Source organism: Pedobacter ginsenosidimutans (assembly GCF_001442625.1).
Classification (GTDB): domain Bacteria; phylum Bacteroidota; class Bacteroidia; order Sphingobacteriales; family Sphingobacteriaceae; genus Pedobacter; species Pedobacter ginsenosidimutans.
In genome coordinates, this window is the sequence record NZ_LMZQ01000013.1 from 118853 (window position 1) to 133927 (window position 15075).

The window sequence follows — 15075 nt, forward strand, 5'->3', positions numbered from 1 at the left end:
TTCAAAACGGCAAAGATCCCTATCCAAAACCTGCCATTTTAGACACTTCAAAGTCTGACATTTATACAAAAAAAGTCAGATTGTCAATTTGTCATGATTAAAAAGTTAATCAGTCGATTAATTTTTAGTCACACTAAAATAATATTGAGCTAACATTAAATTTATATCTGATTATCAATTAAGCAGTTGACTAAAAACTGATTTTTTGATGACGTAGGTAGAGTTTTTTGGCACAAGTGTTGACTTTTAGGCAAATATAGTCAGATATTAAAATAGTAAAAATTGACTATATTTTAATAACAAATAAATAATAAAAAAGATGAAAAAACTATTATTATCTTTAGTAGCAGTAGCAGGTTTAGTTTATGGTGCACAAGCACAAACTGAAAAAGGAAATTTTATGTTAGGTGGTAATGTAGGTGTAAACTCTACGAAAGTTGACGGCGCTCCAAAAGCAGATTTCAACTTTAGCGTATTACCAAGTGTTGGTTATTTTATCAGCAACAACTTTGCGATCGGTACTGGTGTTGGTTACGAATACGATAAAAAGGTAAGTGAGAAAACTCAAGATGGTGCTTTTAAAGTTGCTCCATTCGGTCGTTACTATGTTGGTTTATCAGATCAATTCAAATTCTTCGGACAATTATCTGTGCCTTTGGCTTTCGGTCAGTTAAAAACAACTGATGCGAACGGTGATAACGCTGTTAAAACCGGTACTACTACTAAAATCGGTGTAGAACTTGCTCCAGGATTTGCATTTTTCCCTACAAAAAGAATCGGTATCGAACTTTCGGTTAAAGGTTTAAGTTATGAAAACTATACTTTAAAAGCTGAAGGAACTGGCGCAAAAGTTAAAACCAATACTTTTGGCTTAAACGCTGATACTTTCGCACCAAGATTAGGTGTACAGTTCTACTTTTAATTAATTCTCCCTTAAGGGAAATTTAATAAATGACTTTTTTTCAAAGAGCGTCCCGGTTTACCATCGGGACGCTTTTTGTTTTACTTCTTTTCTCTGATGGCTTTAAATTCAGATCCGTTTTTCCATTTCGGATATGAATCTTCATTACTGATGCGGTAACCCATATCAAAGAGCATTCTTACATCTTCTATAATACCTGATAAATCCCATGTTTTGGCATCGAAATTATCCTGTGGTGAATGATAACGGAATTTGGTAAAATCGGCTACCTGCTTTAATCCCCATGCCCTGCCGTTTTTAATGTTATCTACGCCTGAACCTGTAAACAATGAGGGTACACCAACCTTAGCTAGGTTAAAATGATCAGAACGGTAATACAAGCCCGATGATGGAACAGGATCTGGTACGATTACCCTCCCCTGTTTTTTCGCAGCCGCTACAGCATAATCTTCCAGTTCTGACTGGCCAAAGCCATACACTACGATATCTTTAGTTTTACCAGCTATACCCATCATATCCATATTGATATTGGCAACCGTTTTAGCCAAAGGGAAAGCTGGGTGTTTGGCATAATACTCTGAACCCAACAGGCCCTGCTCTTCGGCGGTATAAGAAATAAATAAAATGGTGCGTCCAGGAGTTTTAGGCAACTTTTTAAAGGCTGAAGCAATTTCGAATAAAGAAGCTACGCCAGTTGCATTATCAACCGCTCCATTGTAAATAGAATCGCCCTGTATTTTTTCTCCCACGCCCAAATGATCCCAATGTGCCGAATAAATAATAGCTTCGTCTTTACGCTTATCGCCAGGTATTTTAGCCAGAACATTATAAGTAACCGATTTTTTGATGGTATTTTTAACCTTTAGTGAGGTGGTGATATTTAAATCAACAGCCTTAAAACCTTTTTTACGGGCACTTAAAGCCAACTCATCAAATGATTTGCCATCCATTGCAAATAGCTGTTTTGCCTTATCTAAAGTAATCCAGCCTTCTACCACAGTCCTATTCATGCCATTGTCTTCGCTTTGGAGCGTAAGTTTAGATTTCGACCAGCCACTACGCACAACTGTCCAGGGATAAGCCGCTGGTTCGGTATCGTGTACGATGATGATCCCTGTTGCACCCTGACGGGCAGCTTCTTCAAACTTATAGGTCCATCTGCCATAGTAAGTCATATTTTTACCTTTAAACAAAGTAGAATCAGCAAAACCGGGATCATTGATCAACACTACAACCGTTTTTCCTTTTACATCAAGATTAGCATAATCGTTCCAGCCATACTCTGGTGCAACAATGCCATAACCCGCAAAAACCAGAGGCGAATTGCTCATACTTACCTCATCTTGCACACGGCGCGTGCCAGCCACAAAATCGGTTAAATAATTGAGTGTTAAGGATGCTGTTTTTCCTTTGAGAACCATTTTATCTTCTGGCACAGATTTAATTTCTACCATGGGTACCTCCTGAAAGAAACTATCTCCATTGCCCGGCTGTAGGCCTAGTTTTTCGAACTGGGTTTTTAGATAATTAATGGTTTTGGTTTCTCCATTGGTAAAAGGTTTTCGCCCTTCTAAACTATCAGCCGCAATTACCGATAGATATTGGGTTAAACTCGAATCATTAATGGCCTTTACGGCTAAAGAATCGACACTAGTATCAGTGCTTTTTATGCCTTGCTTGCAGGAACTAAAGAAAAGGAGCGCACAACTGGAAAATAGAAGGAGTTTTTTCATTTATAAAGGATTGTTTTTAGCTAATTAATCGCATTTGCTGAAAAATACGAAGAAAATGGCAAATTCTTACAGGTATTTATGAAACGTATCGTCATCTCGCCCGCAGTATTCCGAAGGAACTCCTTTGGAGGAGAGATCTGAATGATTAAATCTATTGCTTAATCAGCTTAAATTTCTTCAACTGCTGCCCGTTTTTATTGATTACACCAACATAAACACCTGTTGATAAAGCGTTGAGCAAAAAACGGTTCGAACTTGTGGCCCTTTCCTCAAAAACCTTCTGTCCTAGGATGTTAAAGACAGATAGGCTATAATCTTCGAATGATCCGCTCAGAACGGTTAAATAATCGGTTACTGGATTGGGAAAGAAAGAAAATTCATTGTCCTTAAGAAATACTGCCGAAACCAGATCGCTCTGCACCCGGCCGTTGGCAGTTTCGAAAGTAACGCGGTAAAACTGGATTCCAGCTTTTGGCTTTTCATCAATAATTGTATAATCGAGTTGATTTGAAACTGGTTTGGTCTGCTGTAAAACGTTAAAAGTATTTGGTCCGGTCTGTTTTTCCCAAATGATATTCTTTAAATCTAAGGTACTTCCAATATTGAGATCTAGTTTTACTTTATCCTCATTTACAGATGCCGATAAATTCCTTACATAACAGGCAATCCCTTGTTGTGTATAATCGATGGTATAACTTTTCAGACCTGTAAAACCTGTGCCATTTGCTGCCACAGCAAAATATTTACTATTAATCTTGCTTGCATCAAGCTTAACTATGGTATCAGCAAGGGTTAACACTGGAGAGAGGATATTATCTACTACATTATATAGCGTGTAATCTTTTGCCCCAGGTTGTGGATTCCAGTTCAGTGCAATTCCATCTTTGCATGCATAGCCAACCTTTAACACCCTTGGACTCGAAATAATGAAAGATTGGCTCAATATTATATTGCCTTCCACTTCCATTTTTATCATTGCTTTAGCAAACAAATCTGGAGCATTCCAATTGTAAAAACCTTTACTTAAATCGATCCCCGAAGCAATTGATTTCCATGTAGTCCCTTCATCATAGCTCACCGATAGGTTTCCGGTTTTACTGGTGTAGGTATTTTCCCACCGGACGTAGTTATCTTCATTGGCAAAAAAGTATTCGTTCTTTTCAGGACTGATGAAGGAAAAAGTGTTTTTGAATGTATAACGATAAGCCATCGCAAAGCGCTGGTTATTACCCTGTGTGATCCTGTTACCCTTAACATGAATATTATAAGCACCGGCAGTGGGATTATCGAGACTAACCTGCTGAATGGCATTGACGACATCGGCTTTACGCACCGCGGGCTTTGAGAGGGAATCTAAATGTGGAAAGCTGCTTAACACCCAGGGCAACGTTAAATTCCCAGCAGGATTTTCGAGACTTAAATCCAATCCATTAACTAAACTTTGTGCTGCATTTACAACAGCAGGAGGATCGTTCCAGGTAATGGTGAGTTTCACTTCAGCTACATTAGCCGGAATTGCCAGGGGAATAAGCAAATCCTGATTTTTGGCCACTTCGTACAAAGATGCCCTGTTTTCATCTAAAGTTTTTAACGATTGGGCTACATTCAATTTTCCATAGCCATATAAAAAATCAACCTGTGCTGTTCCCAAATCATCAGCCGAATTAATTACTGTTGCTCTGATTAATGAAGCAGAAGGCGCCTTTTTATATTTCTGCTGATAAAACTGTTCTAACAAAGCGATTGATCCACTGGTAATTGCAGCAGAGCCCGATGTTCCGTCTTCACCCAAGGCAACAAGTTCCGGTTTTACGCGTCCATCATAGGCAGGACCTTTGCTGCTCTGATTTTCAGAAATATTTTCTCTGTTAATCCCTCCTATCACCAATAAATTTTTAGCCTGCTTAAAATTGCCTGTTAAATTGGCTCTGGCGGTTATCCCTTGATAAAAACCAACTGATGGTGTTGCTGTTCCTTTATTTCCGGCAGAAAAAACATGGATCAAAGTATCGGTTTCGTAGATCTGCTTATCATACGCAGCTGCTTCCATTCCGTAGTCATTGTCTATATCGGTACCATATGAATGGTTTTGAACCTTAATCTGAAGCCGGTTTAAATCAGTCACCAAATCTGGCATTAAATTAGAAAAATCAGAATATGCCAATTTGGATTTAGGCGCAGCACCTAAACCACGGATAAAGGAATTGCCGTTTCCTAATGCCAAAGTGGCCATAATAGTAGCGTGGGAAGTTGGCGTTTTGCCGATAATCGCGCCAGGTAAAGTTTTCCCCAGCAAATCAAGATCGCCTGCATCGTACATCCCTTCTTTGAAGGAAACATTTATCCCCGCACCATCGATACCTGGAAAAAGACTATGGGCATTGGAAATTTGGTTTAAACCGAGATCGAGTCCATTAATCACCACCTCCTCTTTAGCCACAGGCAAAATATCAGCATATAAAATGTCATCCAGTTCCAATATCAACATTAAATCAGCAGGCAAAATATTAACCATAATCATGTTGTTGATATGATCTGTTGATTTTATGCTTAAGTTTTTAGCAGAACCAGGTAAAGCATTTATATTTTTAAAGGATAACCTAACCAGAATGGAATCGTTCTTTTTTGTGGACTTGGCGAGCACTTTGATTAACCGATCGCTGGCTTTCCATAGTCCGTTAGCTTTCTCTTGATAAATTACATGATTAGAGAGGCTGGAGACAGGCGATTTTTCGACAATAAAATAATCGCCGGCAAGCTTCTTTTTAGGGTTCAATAATTGAATTTCGGTAGCCGTCAACGTACGATTGAACCGAACCAAAATGAGCCCTTCGGCAGTTAATTTTTGCGAATTTCCATTTTTGGAAATATATTTTTCAAAATATTTTTCTATTCCAGCAGGTTGTACCTGTGCGTTTAAACCAAGCGCAGACAGACAAAAACATATAACTAAAAATACAGTATTGACTTTCAAAAATTATTTTATTATAAAATTTTGTTTACATCATTTATCTTCTCTAAATTAGGATTAATAAGGTAATCCACAAATTTTATTAACTAACTTATTCAACCTAAACTAATTTAATTCTAACTAAGATGAAAACAACAAAATTTTTATCGATTGCATCAGCATGTCTTCTACTCACGAACCTATACTCTTGTAAGAGTAATAATACAGAAAATGCAGTAGAAAGCAAAACTGAAATTTCAGCAGACAAATTATCACAGATCAAATCCCTAGGCTTTAGTACCGACAATATCCGTAAGATAGATGAAGGTTATTTGGTAGAGGGAGATATTCTTTTAACTGATGACAATTTAGCTGAACCTTCTACTGGTGCAAATTTAAACATTGCCGAAACTGAACAGTACCGAACCACAAACTTAGTTAAATCATTACCGCGTGTAATTACAGTGTCGGTAACCAATTTACCTCAGGTATATAGCGATGCTGTAAACACCATGATTTCGAGATACAACTCATTGGGTTTACGTATTACCTTCCAAAGGGCTAGTGCAGGCACCACTGGAAATATTAATGTTGTGGGTTTTAACGAAGGTCCAAGTGGTGGCTTTATTACCTTAGGCTCTGCGGGCTTCCCTACTTCTTCAGGTCAGCCTTTTAACCAGATCAGAATGAACACCAATGCAGCGGCTTATGGCTCAAATCCTAATTTACTGTATCTAGCTTCTGTGATCCAGCATGAAGTTGGCCATTGCATCGGTTTCCGCCATACGGATTATATGAACCGTGCCTTTAGCTGTGGCGCAAGTGGTGCAGGCAACGAAGGTGCATCAAACGTAGGCGCCGTTAGAATACCAGGAACGCCTTCAACTCCTGATGCAGGCTCATTTATGTTGGCCTGTTCTAATGGTGGTAACCGTACTTTCAATGCAAATGATGTGATTGCAGTAAATTACCTTTACAAATAAAAAAACATTAACGGATTACCTTAACAGATCAGAAGCCCCGAAATTTTCGGGGCTTTTTTGTTTATTAACCACAGATGGACACTGATAAACACGGATGAATATGTGTTCATCCTATTTATCTGTGGTTAAACAAATAACGAAATGGTTTGCTAGGACACAAACCATGACAATTGTGTTTAAAAATTTAATCGGCTACCTCTTTGATAAACTTTCCACTGGCGTCGTACCAAACATTTACATCCGGCGTACCTTCGATATCGATTTTGTAGGTTATTTTTCCGGCAGTATTAATCCAATCTACATCATCGATTCTACCCTTTGGGTATTTTGCCTTAATATTTTTAGCAATTACTGCCGGCAATTGGGCATTTGGAATATCTTTTTCGAAAGAAACCGTTTTACCCGAAGCCGCATAGGTGGCTTTATGATCTACCTTTCCCAAATTAAAATCGACCTCATAATTTGCGCCTTTCTTTTCCCAATCTACATCTGTTGCTTTTGGATAAGCTTTATTAAATGCTGATTTAATAACGGATGGAACATTTTTTTGATCTATATCTTGAGCGTTGCTACTGGCAATTACTCCAACTAAAAATAATGATGCCAAAATTGTGCTTTTGTAATTCATAATAAAACAACAGCCATATCCTTCAAATTGTTTCTAAATCACTATAATGGTTTGTGAGAACACAAAACGTGGCGAAAGGGGAAAAACTCTGCAATAGAAAGGTTTAAATTTGGAACACAACCCTAAGTTAACCAAACCTGATAGCGCCATATAGCTCCCGGTTTATACCTATATTGTATTTAAGAAAATTTCAAATCGGGACTATAGGCAATAGCAGGGCTGAAATAACCGAAGAACTACCGGAGCTTGCTTTCCCAAAAAGCTATCTAACAGTAACACTAATTAGATAGATTGCCACACCTGATGAAGGCTTATGCAGCAGTGGCGAGTTTTTCGGAGCGCAATACCTGTGCAGAACATCCAGCCTCACCCCGTTTTTCGTTTATACGCTTCGCTGCCTCGTACCTCGTTGCTGCAGGGTAACACTTCAACCGGGGCTAGGTGGCCAATGCAGCATTCCATTTTTGAGGTTGCATGAGCACCTACTTCGTGCCTAAACCTGATAGCGCCAAATAGCTCCCGATTTAAACCTATATTGTATTTAAGAAAATTCCAATCGGGACTATAGGCAATAGCAGGACTGAAATAACCGAAGAGTTACCTGGCCCTGCTTTCCAAAAAATTATAAAATGGTTTGTGAGGACACAAACCATGGCAAGGAAATTAGCTATCGTTATAAAAAATGGTCTGCGTTTCCACAGGCCATAGTAATAACTCTTGTATTAAAAACTATTTTCCGTTCTGTTCGATATCTCTGTCCATTTCTACCAGATCAACATCGCTCGGTTCAGAAAAATCGCCTATTAAATACTTGTTAAAATGATCGGCCAGTTTCCAGAAAGCATACTCAGTCATATCTCCAAAACCATGACGCTGACCTGGAATAATCAAGAAATCGAAACGTTTACCAGCTTTCATTAAAGCATTGGCCACGCGGATAGAGTTTGCCGGATGCACATTATTATCTACATCACCGTGCATCAATAACAAATGCCCTTTTAAGTTTTTGGCAAGATCGGGGTTTTTATCAATGCTATATTTAAATGAGGTATCTCCTTTTAACGAGATCGTTTCTTTTACCCCATGGTGTTTTTCGCTCCACCAGCGGTTGTAAATGCTATTATCGTGGTTTCCTGCGTTCGAAACAGCAGCTTTAAAGAAATCAGGATAAACCAACATAGCAGCGGTTGACATAAAACCACCTCCAGAGTGACCTGTAATGCCCACTTTCGATTCGTCGATATAAGAATATTTGGCTGCCAATTGCTCAATAGCAGTTTTCTTATCTGCCAAACCGTAATCGCGCAAATTACCATAACCATAAGTATGGTACCATTTAGAACGAGAAGGGTTTCCACCGCGGTTACCTACCGTAATTACGATATAACCAAATTGAGCTAAGCGCTCGGTACGGTCCATACTTTTGCTAAAAGCTTTGTTTACAGCTTCTGTTTGCGGGCCTGGGTAAACATATTCGATAATCGGATACTTTTTATTCGGATCGAAATCGAAAGGTTTATACATTACACCGTACAGATCGGTAATTCCATCATCTGCTTTTACTTTGAAAGGTTCAGGGAATTTGTAACCTGCTGTTATCAATAATGAAAGGTCTGTAGTTTCAAGATCCATCACTTTTTTCCCGGTTCCGTTATAAAGCGTCGCTTTTGGCGCTGTGTTTACCCTCGAATAATTATCAACAAAGAAAGTATTGTTATCGTTCATATTCGCCAGATGGTCGAAATCACCTGCATTTAACAGTTTCATGTTCGAGCCATCAAAATTGATGCTGTATAAATGTAAGTAATAAGGATCTTCTTTACTTTCCCTTCCGTTGGCCGTAAAATAAAGGATACGTTTTTTCTCGTCGATATTTACAATACTCTCGCAGTGGAAAGCGCCTTTGGTAATCTGATTTTTCAGCTTCCCGTTTCCGTCAAAAAGATAAAAATGTGCCCAACCATCGCGCTCACTCCAATGAATCAGTTCATTGCCATCATTTACCAAACCTGGGCGGTTAACTTCAACATAGGTATTAAAACGTTCGTCGATTAAAGGCGTAACTTTTCCGGTAGCAATATCAACCGTACCAATATCAATCCGCTTTAAATCGCGGCTGGTGCGCGAAAAGTAGAACCTGCTATCGTTACCCAACCAAATAGACGGACGGAATTCGTTATCACGGTCTTTATTTAATGATGGCTTGCTCCAAACCGAAACACTTTGATCTTTAAATGCAGCAACACTCAATTTTTTATAAGATTTTGCAGCAAAATCGAACAACAAAACTTCATCCTGAGGGGCTTCAGCCTCTCCCGGCATTTGATATTTATAGGTTTCTAACGTTGGGCGGCCAGGTGTAACACTATTAATTACCCAAAGGTCTTTAACCTTACGCGAATCGGTTCTGTCCAATACAAAATATTTCGAATTCGGCGACCACAGCACATAAGCACCGCGGCGTTTTTTATTGTTTTTTTCATTCTCTACGTTGTTCTCGCCATCGCCATCACTTCCGTACGAATAGAATTTAACACCGTCTTTAGTGAGCTGATGTTCTACAATCGTGCTGTCATCTTCATTTTTGACTGCTTTTTTATAGTTGTCTTTATCCATCCAATACAGGTTGTAATTACGGGAGAAGATAATGGCCGACGAATCGGGCGCTACTGATCCCCATGATGGTTTTGGCTTTGGCTTACTGAAGTTTGGCACTTCAGTTAATTTCGCACTGGCCAGTTCGTACTTGAAAGAAAATATTTTCTTCTGCATTGAATCTGCAGCTTTTTTGTCTTTTCTGTCTTTTTTTAGCTCATCAACCGTGCTTTTGATTTCGAAAGAAATACTTTTTTCATCGGCAGCAAATTTCAGGTTTTCGAGTGGTAAATGTTCGGCATCGAATGGATCGCGGACAATTAGGGTAATATCAGCGGCCAGTTTAGCATTATCAAACATCAGCTTTTTGCTTTTTGATGCAGGATCTACAAGGTACCAGAATTTCCCTTTCGGGCTTTCGAAAGTGTACCAGAAGCGGTTGCTCAATTTTAGCCAATGCGGATCTACAGTCGTAGAATAAACCATTTTTTTCAACTTATTTGGCGAAAAACGCGATGCAAGCTGATAATTTGCCTTAGGCTGTGGCTGAATATTTTCGGTTAAGGTAAAGGTTTTGTTTTGTGCGGCTACAGTTAAGGATAAAAACTGCGCACACAACAGGAGTTTATAAAGTTTATTCATCAAAATTTGTTTGAGCTGCTAAATTATTTAATTAAAGTATATTAAGCAGGTTTCAATGTGTAATAAAAGCGATAGTTAGCTCAATTTTATGCACCAGAAATTAATTATTAACACAATTTATTTTGATGGCTAAATAATTGACAGATTTTATAGTTTTGTAGCTATATATCCTCATAATGAAATACAGCTTTTTAACCCTAATAACAGCCGGAGTAATCTTATTTGCCAGCTGCCAATCTAAATCTCAAACAGAAAACGCCACGGCTAAAGATTCTACCACACAATCTTCCAAAACTGCCGCAAGTACGGGAACACCGGTTGACGTTTCGAAAATAAAAGTTGCTGATGCCAAAACCATTTTAGCGAGAAAACAGGTACCTATTTTATGTTATCACCAGGTAAGAAACTGGAAACCAACTGATGGCAAAGTAGGTAAAGATTATATTGTAGAAATCCAGAATTTCAAAGACCAGATGAAAATGCTGGCCGATAGTGGTTATCATACCATTTTGCCAGATCAGCTTTATGCCTACCTGAACACTGGTGCTGCGCTACCGAGCAAGCCCATTATGCTAACGTTTGACGATACGGATCTCGATCAGTTTACCATTGTGCGCCCTACTTTAGATAAACTGGGTTACAAAGCCGTTTATTTCATCATGACTGTTTCGATCGGCAAAAAAGGCAAATTTGTAGATTACATGAGCAAAGAGCAGATAAAACAACTTTCTGACGAAGGAAATGTTATCGGCAGCCACACTTATGATCATAAAAACTTTAAAAAATATGCAGGCAAAGATTGGGAAGAGCAATTGGATAAACCAACAAAAAAACTGGAAGAAATTACAGGTAAAAAAATGACGGAATTTGCCTATCCTTTTGGTTTATGGAATGCAGAAGGTATTCCAGAGCTTAAAAAACGTGGTTTTAGAATGGCTTATCAATTATCAACCAAACGCGACGAAAAAGACCCATTGTTTACGATCCGCCGGATTATTGCCAGTGGTTATTGGTCGCCTAAAACATTAAGCAACAGCATAAAAAACAGCTTTTAATTAGACGTACAACGTTATTAAATGAATATGAAGAATTTTCTGCTCTTAAGCGCTGCTTCTACATTATTTTTTGCTTCGTGCCAATCATCTGATGCTTCAAAAGGAAAAACTGCTGCAAAAGCTTCTACTGAGGAAGTTAAAATAGATTCGGCAAATACTAAACCTGCCGATAACAAAACCATTTTGGCCCGCAGGGAGGTACCGGTTCTTTGTTATCACCAGATTAGAAACAACATTGCCAGCGATAGCAAAAGAGCACACGACGACATTATTGCCCCTGATAAATTTAAAGACCACATGAAAATGCTGGCAGATAGTGGTTACCATTCTATTTTACCCGATCAGTTGTATAATTATTTGGTTTACGGTGCCAAGTTGCCCGAAAAACCAATCATGATTACTTTTGATGATACGGATGAAGATCAATTTACCATTGGAAATACAACGCTGAAAAAATACGGCTTTAAAGGTGTTTATTTTATTATGACGGTATCAATCGGCAGAAAAGGGCGGATCAATTACATGACTAAAGAACAGATTAAACAATTATCTGACGAGGGAAATACGATTGCCAGCCATACCTACGATCATAAAAACTTTGCACAGTTTACCGACGGGGACTGGACAACCCAAATTGATGCACCAACTAAAAAACTGGAAGAAATTACAGGAAAAAAAGTGGAGTATTTCGCTTATCCCTATGGTGTTTTTAAGGCTTCAACTTTACATAAGCTAAAAGAACATGGTTTTAAAGCGGCATTTATACTTTCAACAGCACGGGATGAAAATTACCCGCTTTATACCATTAGGAGAATAATTGATCCGGGAAGATATACTGCAAAAAATTTATATTACAGTATTAACAAGAGTTTTAATAAAACAAAATCATAGCAAAGAGGTTTAAAGTTTAAAGTGCTTGAATGTTGAAAGGTTAAGCACAACGTTTCAACATTCGAACTTAGCAACACTAAAAATTTATACCATCGCTATGAAATATTATTTGCTTTCTTTCCTTTCCGGATTACTGATCATATCTGCTTGTAATAACCCTAAAAATGGAGCCAATACCACTGAAACTACAAATGATAGTACAGTGAATGCAAAGGCCGAACTTACAGAAAGTTTTTACAAGAGATTGGAAGGTACCATTGCAGGCAAAAAAGTAGTAATGCATTTGCAAAAAGTTGATGATGATGTAAGCGGCACCTATTACTATGACGGCTCGTGGCTTAACCTATCAACCGATACTTTAATCGGGAAAGATAGTATTGCACTCACTGAATACAGTTTTTATGAATCGTACTTCACCCGGGATTTTAAATCGCCGCATTTAGCTTTAAAATGGAATGGAGATGGTTTTAGTGGGAATTGGGAAAGTGGTGATAAAACCAAAAAATACCCAATAACCTTAACAGAAAAATATCCTGAGGGCAGTTATCCGTTCAACGCCGGGATTTACAAAGACTCAATTAAGGCATTTGCAGATCAGCCAAAATCGCCTGCTGCTGAAATCAGTTTTGAATACCTGGAAAGCAAAAATAATGATGAATACGGCAACTGGCTAAACTCCGAGCTTAAAAAAATATCGGGTGTAAAATCTACTGTTGACCGTTCTATCGGCTTTAAAAATATAGCCACCGCTTATTTTAAAGATTATAAGGCCCAGGTTACCGAGCAATCAAAAAATAGCCGTGGCGACGATTTCCAGGCATGGATGAACTACACCAATAACAGTCAGCAATCGGTTAATTTTAATGATAATGGCTATGTAGTGATCGATTTCCTTGCTGATGCTTACACCGGCGGTGCGCATGGCAATTACAGCAGCATAATGTTCTGTTTAGATGTAAAAAACAAAAAACAGTTGGTGCTGAGCGATATCATCAAAATAGATTCGAATACCTTACAAGGCATTTTAGAACGTAATCTCCGCAAAGAATATAACATTAAAGCTAAAGATGCACTGAGCACTGTTCTTTTTGATGACTTTATAAAACCGAACAAAAATTTTTATTTCAATGCGAACGGAATTGCTTTTATGTACAACCCATATGAAATAGCGAGTTATGCACAAGGGCAGATTGTAGTATTTATTCCTTATTCGGATTTAAAGACTTATTTGGTACCAGCTTTTGCACAGAGAATGGGAATTAAATAGATTACAGTTGATTATTGCTTAATAGGTTAACTGTTGGGACTGGTTAACTGAAAACTGCCAACTGAAAACTTATCGTCTGCTTTTATCATCTTAAATCAACGGGAATAAATATGAAAAAAGGTTATCCGCAGACGACAAAGATTAAAACGCATATTTTAAAATTACCTTACACAAGTTATTGAACATTGCAAATTGTCAACCGAAAACTTTATAACCAGCGTTCGATTATTTTTATGGGCTTATTAGCAAGTGTTTAACACTTATTTCTACTTTGATGTGGGCTGCATATCTGGAACGATGAGAGGGTACTCCCCTCCTAATCCAGGATGTGCAGGGATGGTTAGGAAATGATATTATTTCTTTACCCCTAGACTCGGGCTTGCCTCGGTTAGCCACCGAAGGCCTCTTACCTTTTTCTTGATAAAAAGGTAACCAAAAATCAAGGCTTGCATCTTTTCTTGTAAAAACCTACGGAAATCTTTATCGCGACAGTATCTAGGCTCTTACCCTTACTTGTCCCAGCGCACCCGCTTGATCCTGCCTTGGGCTGTGGGTTATGAGAGGGAGTGCACAGATTTCCGTGCTTTTTCCTACGAAAATCTGCCAGGCCGAATAGCAGGGAGCAGATAGCAGGGGGCAGCGGATTTATCGCGTTCTTTCAATCGCGATCAATTCATCCTCCTTGCATTTTCCTCTGTGTTTTTGTCATCCTGAGCGGAGTCGAAGGATCTCCTTCCATCATATCCTGAGACCGGATTGCAGGATGCAGAGAATCATTAGTGTTATTTCAATCGCGATAATCCGTCATTTCGACTGGAGCGCAGTCCCGAAATTTCGGGAGAGAAATCTTTGAACGGTGTTTAATCAACATCCGCAGTTAACAACATTATACCTGCAGTTGATAGGTTTATACTTGCCGATGGCAGAATTATCAGCGCAGTTAACAACATTATACTTGCAGTTGATAGGTTTATACTTGCCGATGGCAGCATTATCAGCTCAGTTAACAACATTATACTTGCAGTTGGTAGGTTTATGCTTGCCGATGGCAGAATTGTTAGCGCAATTAATAGTTCTGAACTTGCAGTCGCTAGTTCTAAACTTTCAGTTAACAACATTATACTTGCAGATGACAGGTTTATGCCTGCAGTTAACAGTTTTATCAGTGCAGTTAACAACTTTATACTAGCAGTTGCTAGGTTTATACTTGCAATTGATGGTTTTACCAACGCAGTTAATAACTTTATTGGAGAGGTAGGTTGTTTTTAGTTGGCAGTTAACGGTTTTTAGTTTGCAGTTAAGAACATTATAAATGCAGTTAACAGTTTGCAGGATGTCTTTTAAATAAAAACAGCAACCGGGTTGCTGTTTTAAGATGTACATTGGGATGGGATGATTTTTTTCATGAT

10 protein-coding genes are annotated in these 15075 nt (G+C 38.5%); 5 read left to right on the plus strand and 5 right to left on the minus strand.

All coding sequences use genetic code 11. The features are described 5' to 3' along the window. Window positions 1-319: 319 nt before the first annotated feature. Window positions 320-922, plus strand: a complete 603-nt coding sequence (locus ASU31_RS16555; protein WP_057933390.1) for an outer membrane beta-barrel protein — start codon at window positions 320-322, stop codon at window positions 920-922. Between the two features lie 80 nt (window positions 923-1002). Here the strand turns inward: ASU31_RS16555 and ASU31_RS16560 are convergent, their stop codons facing one another. Both ASU31_RS16560 and ASU31_RS16565 read right to left on the minus strand, forming a co-directional pair. Then, on the minus strand, window positions 1003-2655 hold the full coding sequence (locus ASU31_RS16560; protein WP_057933391.1) for a M28 family metallopeptidase: 1653 nt from the start codon (window positions 2653-2655) through the stop codon (window positions 1003-1005). A 151-nt stretch (window positions 2656-2806) separates the two neighbouring features. After that, window positions 2807-5629 carry a S8 family peptidase gene (locus ASU31_RS16565; protein WP_057933392.1) on the minus strand — a complete coding sequence of 941 codons (2823 nt, stop codon included), beginning with the start codon at window positions 5627-5629 and terminating at the stop codon, window positions 2807-2809. Window positions 5630-5751: 122 nt separating this feature from the next. Between ASU31_RS16565 and ASU31_RS16570 the strand changes: the two genes are divergently transcribed. Further along, window positions 5752-6588: a M57 family metalloprotease gene (locus tag ASU31_RS16570; protein ID WP_057933393.1), complete on the plus strand. Its 837-nt coding sequence runs from the start codon at window positions 5752-5754 to the stop codon at window positions 6586-6588. 184 nt (window positions 6589-6772) lie between these two features. On the opposite strand, the gene ASU31_RS16575 is transcribed toward ASU31_RS16570, so the two are convergent. Both ASU31_RS16575 and ASU31_RS16580 read right to left on the minus strand, forming a co-directional pair. Next, a complete protein-coding gene (locus ASU31_RS16575) occupies window positions 6773-7195 on the minus strand; it encodes a PepSY-like domain-containing protein (RefSeq protein WP_167346196.1) in 423 nt (140 codons plus the stop codon). 750 nt (window positions 7196-7945) lie between these two features. Further along, window positions 7946-10453: a S9 family peptidase gene (locus tag ASU31_RS16580; RefSeq protein ID WP_057933395.1), complete on the minus strand. Its 2508-nt coding sequence runs from the start codon at window positions 10451-10453 to the stop codon at window positions 7946-7948. A gap of 176 nt (window positions 10454-10629) precedes the next feature. On the opposite strand from ASU31_RS16580, the gene ASU31_RS16585 reads away from it, so the two are divergent. The 3 genes from ASU31_RS16585 (at window position 10630) to ASU31_RS16595 (ending at window position 13666) form a co-directional block, all read left to right on the plus strand. Next, window positions 10630-11508, plus strand: a complete 879-nt coding sequence (locus ASU31_RS16585; RefSeq protein WP_057933396.1) for a polysaccharide deacetylase family protein — start codon at window positions 10630-10632, stop codon at window positions 11506-11508. A gap of 27 nt (window positions 11509-11535) precedes the next feature. After that, window positions 11536-12399: a polysaccharide deacetylase family protein gene (locus tag ASU31_RS16590; RefSeq protein WP_057933524.1), complete on the plus strand. Its 864-nt coding sequence runs from the start codon at window positions 11536-11538 to the stop codon at window positions 12397-12399. 97 nt (window positions 12400-12496) lie between these two features. Next, window positions 12497-13666, plus strand: a complete 1170-nt coding sequence (locus ASU31_RS16595; RefSeq protein WP_057933397.1) for a DUF3298 and DUF4163 domain-containing protein — start codon at window positions 12497-12499, stop codon at window positions 13664-13666. 860 nt (window positions 13667-14526) lie between these two features. Here ASU31_RS16595 and ASU31_RS27560 read toward each other — a convergent pair. Beyond that, window positions 14527-14844, minus strand: a complete 318-nt coding sequence (locus tag ASU31_RS27560; protein WP_167346197.1) for a hypothetical protein — start codon at window positions 14842-14844, stop codon at window positions 14527-14529. Window positions 14845-15075: the final 231 nt, after the last annotated feature.